Source organism: Mycobacterium bohemicum DSM 44277, from assembly GCF_001053185.1.
Taxonomy (GTDB): Bacteria; Actinomycetota; Actinomycetes; order Mycobacteriales; family Mycobacteriaceae; genus Mycobacterium; species Mycobacterium bohemicum.
This window is the reverse complement of record NZ_CSTD01000001.1, coordinates 1099748-1116828: the sequence shown is the minus strand read 5'-3', so window position 1 is coordinate 1116828 and position 17081 is coordinate 1099748. Positions and strand designations below refer to the sequence as shown.

Sequence of the window (17081 nt, the reverse complement as noted above, 5' to 3'; positions counted from 1 at the left end):
CCGGCCTCACCCTTTCACCGACGCTGATCTTCGATTACCCCACGCCGGCCGTCCTCGCCGGGCACCTCGACACCAAACTGGCCGACACCGTCGAGCAATCCAGTCCGCTGGCCCGATTCGACGACATCGCCCACGAACTGGAGGCCCTGCTGAACCGGGCGGACTGGAAGCCGGAGGACAAGGCGCTGCTGAGCGCGCGGATCCAGCACCTGCTGAGCACCTTCGCCGCCGACCAGCCCGGCGCCGCAGGCCTCGACGAGGACCTGAGCGCCGCCACCGAGAGCGAGCTGTTCGCGATCCTCGACGAGGAACTCGGCCACTGACATGACCGGGACCGAAAAGCACGTCGACTACCTCAAACGCCTGACGGCCGACCTGCGGCGGACCCGCCGACGCCTGTCGGAGGTGGAAGCCAGGCTGACCGAGCCGGTGGCGATCGTCGGCATGGCCTGCCGGTACGCGGGCGGCGTGGACTCGCCGGAAGCCCTGTGGGACATGGTGATCGAAGGGCGCGACGCGGTATCGGACTTTCCCACCGACCGCGGCTGGGACATTGACGCGCTGTTCGATCCCGACCCCGACGCCCCGGGCAAGACCTACACGCGCCGCGGCAGCTTCGTGCAGGACGCGGGCGACTTCGACGCGGCGTTCTTCGGCATCGGCCCCAGCGAGGCGCTGGCGATGGACCCCCAGCAGCGACTAATGCTGGAGATCTCCTGGGAAGCGCTGGAGCGCGCCGGGATTGACCCGATGCGGTTGCGCGGTTCGGCGACCGCGGTGTTCGCGGGCGTCATCCACGCCGGTTACGGGGGCGAGGTCAAGGGCGAGCTGGAGGGCTACGGCCTGACCGGTTCGACGCTGAGCGTGACGTCGGGCAGGGTGTCCTACGTGCTCGGCCTGGAAGGTCCCGCGGTGTCGGTCGACACGGCGTGCTCGTCGTCGCTGGTGTCGATGCACCTTGCGGCGCAGTCGTTGCGGTCGGGGGAGTCGGACTTGGCGCTCGCCGGAGGCGTGACCGTCATGGCGACCCCGGCGGCGTTCGTCGAGTTCAGCCGCCAGCGGGCGCTGGCCGCCGACGGCCGATGCAAGGTGTACGCCGCCGCCGCCGACGGGACGTCGTGGTCGGAGGGCGCGGGCGTGCTGGTGCTGGAGCGCCTGGCCGACGCCCGCCGGCTGGGGCATCCGGTGCTGGCGGTGCTGCGGGGTTCGGCGGTCAACCAGGACGGCGCCTCCAACGGCCTGACGGCGCCGAACGGCCCGTCGCAGCAAAGGGTTATCCGGGCGGCGCTGGCCAGCGCCGGATTGTCGGCCGCGGACGTCGACGTCGTCGAGGGCCACGGGACCGGGACGGTGCTGGGCGACCCGATCGAGGCCCAGGCCCTGCTGGCCACCTACGGCCAGGGCAGGCCGGCGGATCGGCCGCTGTGGCTGGGGTCGATCAAGTCCAACATCGGGCACACCTCCGCCGGCGCCGGGGTGGCCGGGGTCATCAAGATGGTGCAGGCGATGCGCCACGGCGTGCTGCCGAGCACGCTGCACGTGGATTCGCCGACGCCACAGGTGGATTGGTCGGCGGGCGAGGTGCGCCTGTTGACCGAGGCGCGGCCCTGGCCGGCGGACAAGCCCCGGCGGGCCGGAGTGTCGTCGTTCGGGATCAGCGGGACCAACGCGCACGTGATCGTGGAAGAGGCCCCGCCCGAGGACGAGAGCGACCAGAGCACAGCCCCACCGAGCCGTGACTCCGCGCCGGTGGTGCCCTGGGTGGTCTCGGCTCGGTCCGCCGACGCGTTGTCGGCCCAGGCCGCCCGCCTGCTGGCCCACCTGGACGCGGGTAGCGACGTCGTCGATGTGGGGTGGTCGCTGGCCACGACCCGCTCGGTGTTCGAGCACCGCGCGGTGGTGGTCGGCGCCGAGAGGGATCGGCTGACCGCCGGGCTGGCGGAATTGGCGTCCGGGGAGCAGGGTCCGGGTGTGCTGGCCGGCCGCGCGCGGGCGACCGGCAAGACCGTGTTCATGTTTCCCGGCCAGGGCTCGCAGCTTTTGGGCATGGGCGCGGCGCTCTATGAACGGTTTCCGGTATTCGCCCGCGCCCTCGACGAGGTCGCCGACGCGCTGGATGCCCATCTGCGGCTGTCGTTGCGCAAGGTGATCTGGGGCGCCGACGCGGAGTTGTTGCAGAGTACCGAATTCGCCCAGCCCGCCTTGTTTGCCATCGAGGTGGCCTTGGCCGCGTTGTGGCAGTCCTGGGGGGTGGTGCCCGACCTGGTGATGGGCCACTCGGTGGGTGAGATCGCCGCGGCGCACGTGGCGGGGGTGTTGTCGCTGGACGACGCCGCCCGCGTGGTGGCCGCCCGAGGCCGGTTGATGGCCGCGCTGCCGGAGGGCGGCGTGATGGCGGCGGTGGCGGTATCCGAGGCCGAGGTGCTGCCCCTGCTGGGCGAGGGCGTCGAAATCGCGGCCGTCAACGGGCCGGAGGCGGTGGTGTTGTCCGGTGCGGGGGCCGCGGTGGACGCCGTGGTGGACCGGTTGGCCGCGTCGGGCCGGCGGGGGCACCGGGTGGCGGTCTCCCACGCGTTCCATTCGTCGTTGATGGAACCCATGCTCGAGGAGTTCACCGCCGTGGCGGCCGGGATAGACCTCGGTCAGCCGCGAATCAGCTTGGTGGCCAACGTGTCCGGGCAACTGGCCGGGCCGGGGTACGGTTCGCCTGCGTACTGGGTCGAGCACGTGCGCCGACCCGTGCGTTTCCACGACGGTGTGCGGGCGGCCGAGGCGCTGGGGGCCGGCGTCTTCGTGGAGGTCGGTCCCGGCTCGGCGTTGACGTCGTCCGTCGAGCAGGCGCTCGGGACGACCGCCGTTGTGACCATGCCCAAGGACCGCCCCGAGATCGACTCGCTGCTCAGCGCGGCGGGGCGCTTGTTCACGGCCGGCATCGGTGTCGACTGGGCCGCCGCGTTCGACGGTCTGCAGGCACGGCGAGTAGACCTGCCCACCTACGCTTTTCAGCCGCTCCGGTACTGGTTGTCACCCGATGCGGTGGGGTCACGCGACGTCGGCGGCGCCGGTTTGACCGGGGCCGAGCATCCGTTGCTGGGCGCCGTGGTCGAACGGCCGGACTCGGGTGGGGTGGTGCTCACCGGCAGGCTCTCCACGACCGCCCAGCCGTGGCTGGCCGACCACGCCGTGTCCGGCATGGTGCTGTTCCCCGGCGCGGGATTCGTCGAGCTGGTGGTGCGCGCCGCCGACGAGGTCGGCTGCTCGGTCATCGATGAGCTGACTCTGGCGGCTCCGTTGGTGCTGCCCACGTCCGGGGCGGTGCAGGTTCAGGTCGTGGTGGGCGCCCCGGAGGACCCGGCCGGTTCCCGTTCGGTGGCGGTGTATTCGCGCCCCGCGCAAGCGGAGTCGGGATGGGTGTTGCATGCCGAGGGCCTGTTGAGCACCGGGCCGGCGACGCCGGCGAGCGATTTGGCGGTGTGGCCCCCGGCGGGGGCCGAGGCGGTCGACCTGACCGGCGCCTACGACGGATTGGCGGAGCGCGGTTACAACTACGGCCCGGCGTTTCGGGGCCTGCGGGCGGTGTGGCGCCGGGGCGCCGAGATCTTCGCGGAGGTGGAAGCCCCGCAGGGCGCCGACGTCACGATGTCCGGTTTCGGGATCCATCCCGTGGTGTTGGACGCGGCCCTGCATGCACTCGGGGTGGCCGGTGAGTCCCAGTCGGAGGCCGTGTTGCCGTTTTCCTGGCAGGGCGTGTGCCTGCACGCGGCGGGGGCGTCACGGGTGCGCGTGCGGTTGGCGCCGGCGGGAGCGGGACCGGGCGCGGTGTCGGTGGAGATCGCCGACCCGGCGGGATCGCCGGTGCTGTCGGTCCGCGAACTGGTGACCCGCCCGGTGTCGGCCGAGCAGCTCTTGGCCGCGGCCGGTTCCGGCGGCGGAGGGCTCTTCGAGGTCACCTGGTCGCCCGTGACCCCGGCGGACGACGCACCCGAGGCCGAACCGGTGGTGTGGGAATTGGACTCGGGGTCGGCGGGTTCCGTGCGCGCATCCGTTCACGACGCGCTGGGGATGCTGCAGTCCTGGCTATCCGGGGACCAGCCCGGGCAGCTGGTGGTGGTCACCCGCGGGGCGGCCGGCCTGGCCGACGAGGAGATCACGGATCTGGCCGGCGCCGCGGTGTGCGGGCTGGTGCGATCGGCGCAGGCCGAGCAGCCGGGCCGCGTGGTGCTGGTCGATACCGACGGATCCGTCGACCTGCCCGCGGTGATCGGTTGCGGTGAGCCGCAATTGGTGATCCGCGCCGGCGTGGTCTACCGGCCGCGGCTGCGTGCGGTCGGCTCGCCCCGGGCGTTGCACCTGCCTGACCGGTCGTCGGCGTGGAGGTTGGCGGCGGGGGAGGCGGGAACGCTGGAGGACTTGGCGGTGCTGCCGTGCCCGTCGGCGCTGCCGGCCGCCGGCGAGGTGCGGGTCGCGATCGCCGCCGCCGGGGTCAACTTCCGGGATGTGTTGGTGGCCTTGGGCATGTACCCCGGGGCCGCCGACCTGGGTGCGGAGGGTGCGGGGGTGATCGTCGAAGTCGGCCCCGAGGTCACCGGCCTGGCCGTCGGCGACGCCGTGATGGGCATCGTGGGGCTGGCGGGTTCCGAAGCCGCGGTCGATCAACGGTATCTCGTCCGGATCCCGCAGGGCTGGTCGTTCACGGAGGCCGCCGGCGTTCCCGTGGTGTTCCTGACGGCCCTGTACGGACTGTCGGAGTTGGCGGGTTTGCGGCGCGGTGAGAAGGTGCTGGTGCATGCCGCGGCCGGCGGGGTGGGCATGGCCGCGGTGCAACTGGCCCGGCATTGGGGCGCCGAGGTTTTCGCCACGGCCAGTCGCGGCAAGTGGGAAGTCCTGCGGGCCATGGGTCTTGACGACGACCACATCGGCGATTCGCGGACCCTGGAGTTCGAGAGCAAATTCCTGGCGGCGACCGGGGGCGCCCGCGTCGATGTGGTGCTCAACTCGCTGGCCGGGGAGTTCACCGACGCGTCGTTGCGACTGTTGGCCGGCGGCGGACGGTTCATCGAGATGGGCAAGACCGACCTGCGCGATTCGCGGGAGATTGCCGAGCGCCACCCGGGCGTGGGCTACCGCGCGTTCGACTTGATGGAAGCCGGGCCGGACCGGATCGCCGAGATGCTGGCCGAATTGGTGGTCCTGTTCGACGCCGGGGCGTTGAAGCCGTTGCCCACCAAGGTGTTCGACATGCGCCGCGCGGTCGAGGCGTACCGGTTCGTCAGCCGGCCCCGCCACATCGGCAAGGTGGTGCTCGTCCTGCCCGACGGGCCCGGCGGGCTGGCCGGCGGCACCGCGCTGATCACCGGCGGAACCGGCATGGCAGGCTCGGCGCTGGCCCGTCACCTGGTCAAGCACCACGGGGTGCCGCACGTGATGCTGATCAGCCGCGGCGGCGAGCGGGCCGAAGGGGTCGTGGATCTCGCCGCGGAGCTGCGTGAGGCGGGCGCCTTGGTGTCGGTGGTGGCCGGCGACGCCGGCGATCGGGACGCGATCGCGGCGGCGCTGGCGGGGGTGCCCGCGCGCTACCCGCTGCGCGGGGTGTTTCATGCCGCCGGGGTGATCGACGACGGTCTGATCGGGTCATTGACCCCGGATCGGGTGGATGCGGTGTTCCGCGCCAAGGTCGACGCGGCGTGGAATCTCCACGAGCTGACCCAAGGGCTGGAATTGTCGGCGTTCATGCTGTTTTCGTCGATGGCGGGCATCGTCGGCGCGCCGGGCCAGGGCAACTACGCGGCGGCCAACAGCTTCCTCGACGGGCTGGCGGCCTACCGCCGCTCCCACGGGCTGCCCGGACTGTCCGTGGCCTGGGGGCTTTGGGAGCAACCCTCGGCGATGACACGCCACCTCGAGGACCGCGACCGCATCCGCATGAGCCGCGCCGGCCTCGCGCCGTTGCCCACCCGGCAGGCGTTGGCGCTGCTCGACGACGCGATGCTGATCGACCGCTCGACGCTCGTGGCCGCCCGGCTCGATTCGGCCGGACTGGGCCGTGCCGGGGCCGAATTGCCGCCGATAATGCGCGAATTGGGCGCGCGCCGGGCGCGGCGGGTTGTCGCCGACGCCGGTTCGGCGGCCTCCACCTCGAGTCTTCGCGCGCGGCTGCAGGGGCTCACCGCCGATCAGCGCAACCGCGAACTCGTCGAGTTGGTGTGCGGCAACGCCGCCACCGTGCTGGGGCAGGGTGACATCGATGCCGACCGCGCCTTCCAGGACCTCGGGTTCGACTCGCTGACCGCGGTGGAACTGCGCAACCGCCTCAAAGCCGCGACGGGACTTACCCTTTCGCCCACCGTGATCTTCGACCACCCCACACCGGCCGCGCTCGCCGGGCACATCGACTCCCAGCTGGCCGCTACCGATACGGTGCCCGGCAAGCCCGGGGACGGTCCCGACCGGATGGCGCGTTTCAACGAGGTCGCGCGCGAACTACAGGCGATGATCGAGCAGCCCGGCTGGAGCCCGGACGAGAAGCTACGGATGAGCACCCGCGTTCAGACGCTGCTCAGCGCCTGGACGCCGGTCGACCCGGTGCTCGAGCAGGACGAACTTCTCGACGACATCGATTCGGCAACCGAGAGCGAGCTTTTCGCGCTTCTCGATGAAGAGGCCGGCCCCTGATGGCGCGATGAGTGCACCGGCGGACATCGCGCTCATCGGGCTCGCGTGCAGGTTCCCCGCCGCCGCCGGCCCGGAGGAGTTCTGGCGGCTGCTGCGCGACGGAGCCGAAGTCACCCGGCCCCTCGACGACGTCGCAGCGTTCGACGCCGACTTCTTCAACGTCTCACCCCGCGAAGCCCGGGCCATGGACCCGCGGCAGCGACTCGCGCTCGAACTCGCGTGGGAGGTGCTCGAGGACGCCTTCGTCGTGCCGGCAACGCTGCGTGGACGACAGGTCGCCGTGTACCTCGGAGCGATGACCGATGACTACGCCCTGTTGACCCTTCGGGAATCCGCCGACGTCTTGGATCATCACTCGTTCCCTGGTGTCAGCCGCGCGATGATCGCCAATCGGATCTCCTACGCCCTCGGTTTGCGCGGCCCCAGCATGACCGTCGATTCCGGCCAATCTTCGTCCCTGGTCGCCGTGCACCTGGCCTGCGAAGCGCTGCGCGCAGGCGAGTCGGAGCTGGCCATCGCCGGCGGGGTACACCTGAACGCCGCACCCGAAACAGACCGGCTCGAAGACGAATTCGGCGCGCGATCGGGGTCCGGCCACACGTATGCCTTCGACTCCCGGGCCGACGGCTATGTGCGCAGCGAAGGCGCGGGCGTGGTACTGCTGAAGCCGCTGACCGCCGCCCTGAACGACGGCGACCCGATCCGCGCGGTCATCCGCGGCAGCGCGGTCGGCAACGCCGGGCACGGAGCGGCGGGGCCCACCGCACCGTCGGTGTCCGGTCAGGCCGACGTGATTCGGCGCGCCCTGGCGAGCGCCCGTCTCGGCGGCGGCGACATCGACTACGTCGAGGCGCACGGCACCGGCACGCCCGTCGGGGATCCCGTCGAGGCAACCGCGCTGGGCGAGGTCTTCGCCCGGGGCGGCGATCGTCCGGTCGTGGTGGGCTCGGTGAAGACCAACATCGGCCACACCGGGAGCGCCGCCGGGATCGCGGGCCTGCTCAAGGCGGTCATGTCGATCGAAAACGCCGTCATTCCGGCGACCCTCAACCACGTCGAGGCCGCGGTCGACCTGACGAGCCTCGGGTTGCGGGTCAACACCACGCCGACGCCGTGGCCGGCCGGTCCGCGGCCCCGGCGCGCAGGGGTGTCGTCGTTCGGGATGGGTGGGACGAACGCCCACGTGATCGTCGAGGAGCCGCCGGCCCGACCGGAACCGCCGGAGCCCCAGCCGATGTCGGGTCCCGCGGCCTGGGTGGTGACGGCCCGTTCGCCGCGCGCGTTGGCAGATCAGGCCGGCCGCCTGGCGAAACGGTTGGCGGACAACCCCGAGGTCGGCGCCCAGGACGTGGCGTGGTCGTTGGCGACCACCCGAACGCACTTCGAGCAGCGCGCGGTGCTTACCGGCGCCGACCGCGAAACCCTCACGGCCCGCCTGGCGGAGCTGGCTTCCGGGCAGCAGAACGCCGACGTCATCGTGGGCCGGCCGCGCGCCGCGGCGAAAACAGTCTTCGTGTTCCCGGGGCAGGGCTCGCAGCGCCGGGGGATGGGGGCCGAACTGTATGGCCGGTTTCCCGCGTTCGCCCGCGCCTTCGACGAGGCGGCCGAGGCGCTGGATGAGCACCTGAGGGTTCCCCTGGCGCGGGTGATCACCGATGCGAATGCGTTGCACAGCACCGAGTTTGCGCAGCCCGCGCTGTTCGCCGTCGAGGTGGCGCTGGCGGCGTTGCTGCGGCACTGGGGCGTGCTGCCGGACGTGGTGATGGGACATTCGATCGGCGAGATCACCGCGGCCCACGTGGCCGGGGTGTTGTCGCTGGCGGACGCGGCCGCGCTGGTCGCGGCGCGGGGCCGGTTGATGGCCGGGTTGCCCGCCGGTGGCGCGATGGTCGCGGTGGCCGCCGGCGAGGCCGAAGTGAGGCCTCTGCTGACAGAGGGCGTCAGCGTCGCGGCGATCAACGGTCCCAACGCGGTGGTGATTTCCGGCGCCGAGGCCGCGGTCGCCGCCCTCGCGGACTCTTTTCAGCAACGCGGCAGGCGGGTGCGGCGGCTGGCCGTCTCGCACGCCTTTCACTCGGCACTCATGGAACCGATGATCGACGACTTCGCCGCCGTGGCGGCCGAGTTGACGGCTGCCGAACCGCGAATCGCTTTGATAGAAAACATTTCCGGGCAAGTCGCCGATGACGGCTATGGGTCGGCGAAATACTGGGTCGAGCACGTGCTCGCGCCGGTGCGGTTCGCCGACGGTGTGCGAACCGCCGAAGCGCTGGGCGCGGCGCGGTTCGTCGAGGTGGGCCCCGGCGGGGGACTGAGTGCCGCCGTCGAGCAGTCGCTGACGACGCAGGGCCCGGTGTCGGTGGTGACGCTGCCCAAGGAGCGGCCGGAACCCCTGTCATTACTGACGGCCGCGGGCCGGTTGTTCGTCGACGGTGTCGGCGTCGACTGGCGCGGCGTGCTCGGGGGTGGGCGACGGGTTTCGTTGCCGACGTACTCCTTTGAGCGCCAACGGTTCTGGGTGGGAGCAAGGCCGGAGCCGGAGATGGGCCGCGCCGCGACCGGGCCCACCGAACTGGCCGAGCGTCTGCAACGCCTGGAGCCCGACGAGCGGCGCCGGGAACTGGTCGGGCTGGTCAGCGCCCACGCGGCGGCGGTGCTCGGACACGCCGACCGCGGCGCGGTCGATCCGGAACGCGCCTTCGAGGATCTCGGGTTCGATTCATTGACCGGGGTCGAATTGCGCGACCGCCTTTCGGTCGACACCGGGGTGGCCGTCTCCCGGACCGCGATTTTCGACTATCCCACTCCGGCAGCATTGGCCGAGCACCTCGGTTACCAATTGCTGCACCCGAGCCGCGAGGAAGCCGACGACGACACAATTCGCTCTCTTTTGGCAAAGATTTCCGTTCGCGAACTTCGCCGGACCGGATTGCTCGACCAACTCATGGTGCTGGCGGGCGATTCCGCAGGGCCGCCGGGCGATCCGTCCGTGAGCGACGACGTGATCGACTCGCTTGGCGCCGATGCCCTGATCGCGTTGGCTCTCAACGGCGACGAGCCGGACGATGCCAGGTGAGGAAATTTATGCGCGCGAAGGCTTTACGGAATGCCGCGCAGGAACGGCGTTGTACATGTGTTGAATAGCAATAACTTTGCGGCACCGGGCCGGAACTTCTAAGCTTTTCTCATTTAGCGAATCAAGAGGGTAGGGACATGAGCGTCATCGCGGGTGTGTTCGGTGCGTTGCCACCGTACCGTTACAGCCAAAGCGAAATCACCGATCAATTCGTTGAGTTCCCCGGATTGAAGGGGCACGAAGAGATCGTCCGCCGCCTGCATGCCGCCGCGAAGGTCAACAGCCGCCACTTCGTCCTGCCCCTGGAGCGCTACCGGTCGCTCACCGACTTCGGTGAGGCCAATGAGATCTTCATCGAGAAGGCCGTGGACCTCGGCTGTGCGGCGCTGCTGGGCGCGCTCGACGAGGCCGGCTTGGGAGTCGAAGACATCGACATGATCGCGACGACGACGGTCACCGGCGTGGCGGTGCCGTCACTGGATGCCCGGATCACCGGGCGGCTCGGTCTGCGGCCGGACGTGCGCAGGATGCCGCTGTGGGGTCTTGGCTGCGTCGCCGGCGCCGCCGGGGTGGGCCGCCTGAACGACTACCTGCGGGGCGCCCCGGACGGCGTCGCGGCACTGGTCTCGGTCGAGCTGTGTTCCCTGACGTACCCGACGGTCAAGCCGACGGTCTCCGGGTTGGTGGGCAGCGCCCTGTTCGGGGACGGCGCCGCCGCGGTGGTGGCCGTCGGTGAGCGCCGCGCCGAGCGGGTGCGTGCCGGCGGGCCCGACATCGTGGACTCGCGCAGCCGCCTCTATCCGGACTCGGGCCACATCATGGGCTGGAATGTCAGCTCGGCCGGCCTTCAGCTGGTGATGTCCCCGGAACTCACGAAGATCGTCGACACCTATCTCGCCGACGACGTCAACGGCTTCCTGGGCACGCACGGTCTGGCGACGGACGACATCGGCGCGTGGGTGTGCCACCCCGGCGGCCCGAAGGTCATCGACGCGATCTCCGACAGCCTCGATCTGCCCCCCGACGCGCTGGAGTTGACCTGGCGCTCGCTGGGCGAGATCGCCAACCTGTCCTCGGCGTCGGTGCTGCACATCCTGCGCGACACCATTGCGAAGCCGCCGCCGAGCGGCAGCCCCGGCGTCATGCTGGCGATGGGCCCGGGCTTCTGTTCCGAACTGGTGCTATTGCGCTGGCGCTGAGTCGGTGATCTGCACGGTGAGCCCCGGCTTGGGGCGCAGCGCCGCGACATTGCCGGCGCGGAACCGCTGAGCCGGCAACCGCATCCTGGTCCGCGCGAGCACCCTCGCGAGCATGACGGTCAGCTCGGTGGTGGCCATGACCGATCCGATGCATCGGTGGAGGCCGCCGCTGAACGGGATGAATTCGTGTGGCGCGGGCCTGCGGTAGTCCGCCGAGGCGGCGTCCCACCGCTGCGGCCGGAACTCGGTCGGCTCGGGCCGTAGCTCGGGCAGCCGGTGGGTGACGTAGGCGCTGAAGATCAACAGCCGGCCCGCCCGGATGCGGTGCCCGTCGAACCGGAGGTCGCGCATCACCCTGCGGGCGGAGATCACGCCGGGCGGATACAGCCGAAGCGTCTCGTAGACCACCCCGCGCAGGAACGCCAGCGAATCTAAATCCGTTGCGGTGGGCGGCCTTTCGCCGATGACGCGGCACACTTCCTCCGCGGCGCTGTCCCAGGCGCCCGAGCAGGTAGGTGAGGCCGTGCCGCCCCACCCCCGAATTGATGACCGGACCCCGTCGCCGATACAGGGTCAGGAGGAACTCGCCGGGACGATAGGGCACCGGCCGGTCCCGCGGTTCGCTCATCGATTCACCCCCGGTGCGTCGAGGAACCGCTGGACGGCGTCGACCAGGATCAGGCCGCCGCGCGTGTTCAGATGAACGCCGTCGATGTGAAACCGCCAGCCGTTGGTTTCCGCGATCTCGTCGAAGCTGCGCCGCAGGATCATCTCTCGGATCAGATAGTCGCGGTAGAACGACGCAAATGCGAAGCGGCTGAACGGCTTGCCCGTTTCGGCGAGGTCAAGCTGGGCGCGGAAAGCCTCGTAGAAGTCGATGTAGTGCGAGCCCTCCCGGGCGCAGACTTCCCGGATCACGTCCCGGTAGGCGGCGCACAGCTCGTTCAGCCGGGACTGAACGGGGTCGTCCGAATCAGGGTCTTCACCCACGGGCGCAAGCGAACTCACGGCCACGTGCGCGTCGGTGTCCTGCCGCAGCCGTCGCGTGATGAGGCTCATGTTCTCCCGGAATCCGTCCACTGTGGGTTCGCGCGGCAGGCCCTTCCACACCCGGACCACCTTGCGGAAGTTGGGGAAGACGCTGGCCAGTATGTCGTTGGTGCCGATCAGGACGATCACCCGGTCCGGCCGGGCATCGACCACGCCGCGCAGGCGCTGTACCAGGTGCACCGACAGGTCGCCGCCCACGCCGAAATTGAGGAACCGGAACCGCTGGTTCTGCGGCCGCGCCTCCAGTTCGGCGATCCACGGGTACGTGCCCTTGGACGCGGTGGTGCTCGAGCCGACGCACGCCACCGTCTCGAAGTCGACGGCCCGATTATTCGAGCATCTCGGAGAGCTCCAGCCAGCGGCTCTCCGTCGCGGCGACTTCTTCCTCGAGCGCGCGTAGTTCCCGGGTGAGCCGGGCGATGCCGACGTGGTCGGACTGGTCGTGCTCGGCGAGGTCGAGGTGCTTTGCCTTGATCCTGTCGGCCAGCCGGGCGAGCTGGCGGTCCACCGCGGCCACCTCCTTCTCGGCCGCGCGGCGCTGCGCGCCCGACATGGCCTGCGGCACGACCGCCGGTGGTGGCGCGGGCGGCCCGGACCGGTGCGCGGCCAGCCTGAGGTACTCGTCGATGCCGCCGGGTAGGTGCCGCAACCGGCCGTCGAGCACCGCGTATTGCTGGTCGGTGACCCGCTCGAGCAGGTACCGGTCGTGTGAGACGACGATCAGCGTGCCCGCCCACGAGTCGAGCAGGTCCTCCATCGCCGTCAGCATGTCGGTGTCGACGTCGTTGGTGGGCTCGTCGAGCAGTAACACGTTGGGCTCGGACAACAGCATGAGCATCAGCTGCAACCGCCGTCGCTGGCCGCCGGACAACTCGTTGACGCGGGCGGAAAGCTGCCCGCGGGCGAACCCGAGCCGCTCCAGCAGCTGGGTGGGGGTGACCTCGCGGTCATCGACCTGATAGCCGCTGCGCAGGCGGCCCAGCACGTCGGCGATCCGGTCGCCGGCCACCGCCGCCAGGCTGTCTCCCTGTTGGTCGAGCACCGCCAGGCGGACCGTCTTTCCGCGCTTGACCCGCCCGGAATCCGGCGCGACGGTCCCGGCGATCAACCCGAGCAGGGTGGATTTGCCCGCGCCGTTGGCGCCCACGATCCCGGTGCGTTCGCCGGGGGCGATCCGCCACTCGACGTCGCGCAGCACCGGCCGGTCACTGTGAGGGGGGTAGGACACCGACACGTCCAGCAGGTCGATCACGTCTTTGCCGAGCCGGGCCGTGGCCAGCTTGGCCAGCTCGACGGTGTTGCGCAGCGGCGGCACGTCGGCGATCAGCTGGTTGGCGGCCTCGATGCGGAACTTGGGTTTGGAGGTCCGCGCCGGGGCGCCGCGGCGCAACCACGCCAGCTCCTTGCGCATCAGGTTCTGCCGCTTGGCCTCGGTGGCGGCGGCCATCCGGTCGCGCTCGACGCGCTGCAGGACGTAGGCGGCGTATCCGCCCTCGAACGGCTCGACGATCCCGTCGTGCACCTCCCAGGTCGCGGTGGCGACCTCGTCGAGGAACCAGCGGTCGTGGGTCACCAGCAGCAGCCCGCCGGTGTTGCGCGGCCAGCGTTGCTTCAGGTGTTCGGCAAGCCAGGTGATGCCCTCGATGTCCAGGTGGTTGGTGGGCTCGTCCAGGGCGATGACGTCCCAGTCGTCCACCAGCAGCGCGGCCAGCTGCACGCGCCGGCGCTGACCGCCGCTGAGCGTGGATATCGTTGCGTTCCAATCGATGTCGGAGGCCAGGCCGCCGACAACGTCGCGGACCCGCGCATTTCCCGCCCACTGATGTTCGGGCTGGTCGCCGACGAGGGTCCGGCCCACGGTGCGGTCCGGGTCCAGGATGTCGGCCTGGCTGAGCGCGCCGACGCGCAATCCGCTGCGCCGGGTCACCCGCCCGGAGTCCGGTTGCAGCTGACCGGTCAGCAGGCCCAGGAGGCTCGACTTGCCGTCACCGTTTCGCCCCACGATGCCGATGCGGGCACCGTCGTTGACGCCGAGCGTGACCGACTCGAAGACGACCCCGGTCGGGTATTGCAGGTGTACGGCCTCGGCCCCCAGTAGGTGCGCCACCCGCCCGACACTATTCGAGGGTGAGCAGAGCCTGGTCGACGTGGCTTCGCGTCTCGTGTGAGCCCGCGCCGGCGACGGCGTCCAGGAAGCGGCCGGCAAGCTCGCGCACCTTGAGGTTCATTTCCTGGGATCGCCAGACCAGGATTTCGAACGCACGCTCCGCGGTGATGCCGTAGGCGGCCATGAGCACCCCTTTGGCCTGCTCGATGCGCGCCCGGGCATCGGCCACCGCCGACAGCACGTCGGTGATGTCGGAGTGCAGGGATTCGGTGACGTCGACGTAGAAGCCCGAGGTGCCGATCAGGCGTCCGTCGTCGTCGACCATCCGGTCACCGACGACGACGACGCAGCGGGTGTGTCCTTTGCTGTCGACGATGCGATGCCGGCTGCTGAAGGGTCGGCCGGTGAGGACGTGATCCAGGATGGCCACCACGCGCTCGCGGTCTTCGGGGTGCTTGTGCTGTAGCAGCAGCTCCGTCGTGGGCTCCACCTCGCCCGGCTCGTAGCCGTGCATGCGCGCGACGGCGTCTGACCACTCCCAGCGCTGACCGTGCGAGTAGAACCGGAATCTGCCGACCTTCTGCGGATCGCCCAGACCCAGCACCATGTCGATCGCGGTCAGCCCGTGCTCTTCCACCGCGGCGGACATGAATTCTTCGCAGGCCGGCGCGTCCCCGGCGGTGGCCGGCGCGTCGCCGTTGATGCGGTGGACGGCCTCGTCCTCGAAGTCCACGGTCATCGCATTGCCCTTCCCGATTAAGCATTGCCATGATTCATTGTTTACAATGCCCATTATCCGCGATCTTCAATCGGCGCGCAGGCCGAAGGTTTCCGGTTGCGGCACGGATCAGGCCACGCGGTACTCCTCGGCGTCGCGGTTCTTGATCTCCAGACCCAACCCCGGCCGCTGCCGGTCCGGCCGCAACGCGCCACCCTCGGGGGAGAGGGCGCCGTCGAACAGCATGTGCTCGATGCGGTGGTGATCGTGGAAGTACTCCAGGTGCCGCAGGTTGGGAATCGCGGAGGCGACGTGGGCGTGCAGGTTCGGGGCGCAGTGCCCGGAGACGTCGACGTTGTACGCGGCGGCCACGGCCGCGGCCCGCAGCCAGTCGGTGATTCCGCCGCAACGGGTGACGTCGGCCTGCAGACAGTCCACCGCGTCGGCTTTGAGCATCCGGTTGAAGTAGGCGAGGTCGTAGCCGTATTCGCCGGCGGTGACGTCGGGGGCCACCTGGTCGCGGACCTCGTGTAGCCCGGCGAGGTCGTCGGACGAGACGGGCTCTTCGAACCAGGTGACGTCGTGCTCGGCCATGGCGTGGGCCAACCGGATCGCCTGCTTGCGGCGGTAGCCGCCGTTGGCGTCGACGTACAGCTCCGTGTCGGAGCCGATGATGCTGCGCGCCAACGCGATCCGCGCCAGGTCACGGGCGACGTCGCTGCCCCAGGATTCGCCGATCTTGATCTTGACGCGGGGGATCTTCCAGTCGTCGACCCAGCGTCCGAGCTGGGCGCGGGTCTGGCCGTCGTCGTAGGTGGTGAAACCGCCGCTGCCGTAGATCGGCACCTCCTCGCGGGCCATGCCCAGCAGTCGGCACACCGGCAGGTCCAGCAGTTTGCCCTTGAGGTCCCACAGCGCGGTGTCGACGGCCGAGATCGCGCAGGACACCAGACCGGGGCGCCCGTTGTTGCGCATCGCGATGACCATCGCTTCCCAGCAGCCGGTGATGTCGAGGGCGCTGCGCCCGGAGACGGCGTTGGCGAGCGGGCCCGTGATCAATTCCCCGCACGCTCCGGTGGCATACGTGTAGCCGATCCCGCGCCGGCCGCCGGCCGCGACCTCGGCGAGCACCAGTGTGGTGGACGACCAGGCCAGGGTGCCGTCGGCTTCCGGTGCGTCGGTGGGAATTTCGTACGCCCGGGCGCTGACCTCGTCGATGGGGGCCTCGACGTTCATCGTGTCCGCCGCAGAGCCGCGCGTGCCGCGAGCAGCGTGCCGAGCCCGGCGGTCAGCGCGCCGGTACTGCTGGCGACGGGGTGTTGGGACGCCCATAGTTCGGGGCTGTGCGCGTACGACTTGCCGTCGAAGCCGCCGTGCGCGCCGTGGTCGCTGCCCGGCTGCTCGTCGACCGGCTCCCAAAGATTGTTCGGCTGCTGGCCGTTCACGCGCTCGTCGGTCTGCTGGGAGTCGTAGCCCGTGCGGCCCAGGTAGCGGTCCAGCAGGGGCGCGACGAACTTCTGCCCGATGAGCGTCACCGCTGTGCTGTCACCGACCCAGTACTGCTTGCGCCCGGGATGGTCGGCGGCGTAGACGACCCCCCGGGCCGCAACCTCCGGCTGGTAGATCGGCGGCACCGGCTGGGGATGCCGCGGCAGCCGGGACAGCACCCACGAGAACTGGGGCGTGTTGACCGCCGGCATCTGCACAACGGTGATCCGCACCCTCGATCCCTCGTGCAGCAGCTCGCAGCGCACCGACTCGGTGAACCCGTTGATGGCGTGCTTGGCGCCGCAGTAGGCCGATTGCAGCGGGATCGACCGCTGGCTCAGCGCCGAGCCGACCTGCACGACCGTGCCGCGGTCCCGTGGCCGCATCTTCGCCAGCGCGGCCATGGTGCCGTGCACGTACCCGAGGTAGCTCACCTCGGTGACCCGCTTGAATTCCTCCGCGGTGATTTCGCTGAAGGGCGCGAACACCGACGTGAACGCCACGTTGACCCAGACGTCGATGGGGCCGAACGCGGCCTCGGCCTCGTCGGCGGCCGATGCGACGGCCGTGTAGTCGGCCACGTCGGTCGGGACGGCGAGCGCCTTGCCGCCGCCGGCCTCGACGTCGTCCGCCGCGCCCCGCAGGCCGGCGGCCCCGCGGGCCAACAGCGTTACGTTGGCCCCGCGCTTTCCGAACAGCTGTGCGGTGGCGCGGCCGATGCCCGCGCTCGCCCCGGTGATCACCACGTGTTGTGTCATCGCAGATTGCCTT

Annotated in this window: 9 protein-coding genes and 1 pseudogene; 3 read left to right on the top strand and 7 right to left on the bottom strand. The window is 70.5% G+C overall.

Annotated features, from left to right (window positions below):
- Positions 1–14 precede the first annotated feature (14 nt).
- Complete coding sequence (locus BN971_RS26575) at positions 15–326, bottom strand: hypothetical protein (protein WP_211704176.1); 312 nt, start codon at positions 324–326, stop codon at positions 15–17.
- Between BN971_RS26575 and BN971_RS05355 the strand changes: the two genes are divergently transcribed.
- The 3 genes from BN971_RS05355 (at position 325) to BN971_RS05345 (ending at position 10947) form a co-directional block, all read left to right on the top strand.
- Positions 325–6672, top strand: a complete 6348-nt coding sequence (locus BN971_RS05355) for a type I polyketide synthase (protein ID WP_090349842.1) — start codon at positions 325–327, stop codon at positions 6670–6672. The genes BN971_RS26575 and BN971_RS05355 overlap by 2 nt on opposite strands.
- 7 nt (positions 6673–6679) lie before the next feature.
- The gene (locus tag BN971_RS05350; protein ID WP_085181817.1) at positions 6680–9748 is read left to right on the top strand and encodes a type I polyketide synthase; all 3069 of its coding nucleotides are present in this window, start codon (positions 6680–6682) and stop codon (positions 9746–9748) included.
- Positions 9749–9885: 137 nt separating this feature from the next.
- Complete coding sequence (locus tag BN971_RS05345) at positions 9886–10947, top strand: type III polyketide synthase (RefSeq protein WP_085181818.1); 1062 nt, start codon at positions 9886–9888, stop codon at positions 10945–10947.
- On the opposite strand, the pseudogene BN971_RS05340 reads toward BN971_RS05345, so the two are convergent.
- The 6 genes and pseudogenes from BN971_RS05340 to BN971_RS05315 form a co-directional block, all read right to left on the bottom strand.
- Positions 10930–11454 (bottom strand): annotated as a pseudogene (locus BN971_RS05340) (cytochrome P450); the annotation flags it as partial. The gene BN971_RS05345 and the pseudogene BN971_RS05340 overlap by 18 nt on opposite strands.
- Before the next feature lie 117 nt (positions 11455–11571).
- A complete protein-coding gene (locus BN971_RS05335; RefSeq protein ID WP_085181820.1) occupies positions 11572–12303 on the bottom strand; it encodes an SGNH/GDSL hydrolase family protein in 732 nt (243 codons plus the stop codon).
- A 22-nt stretch (positions 12304–12325) separates the two neighbouring features.
- Entirely contained in the window at positions 12326–14104 is a 1779-nt protein-coding gene (locus tag BN971_RS05330; RefSeq protein ID WP_085181821.1) for an ABC-F family ATP-binding cassette domain-containing protein, read from the bottom strand.
- A gap of 10 nt (positions 14105–14114) precedes the next feature.
- Positions 14115–14843 carry a PAS and ANTAR domain-containing protein gene (locus tag BN971_RS05325; RefSeq protein ID WP_085181822.1) on the bottom strand — a complete coding sequence of 243 codons (729 nt, stop codon included), beginning with the start codon at positions 14841–14843 and terminating at the stop codon, positions 14115–14117.
- A 108-nt stretch (positions 14844–14951) separates the two neighbouring features.
- Positions 14952–16058, bottom strand: coding sequence for an enolase C-terminal domain-like protein (locus BN971_RS05320; RefSeq protein WP_085181823.1), 1107 nt, complete (start codon positions 16056–16058; stop codon positions 14952–14954).
- Positions 16055–17068, bottom strand: a complete 1014-nt coding sequence (locus tag BN971_RS05315; RefSeq protein WP_085181824.1) for an SDR family oxidoreductase — start codon at positions 17066–17068, stop codon at positions 16055–16057. Before BN971_RS05315 ends, BN971_RS05320 begins: the two co-directional genes overlap by 4 nt.
- Between the last annotated feature and the right edge of the window lie 13 nt (positions 17069–17081).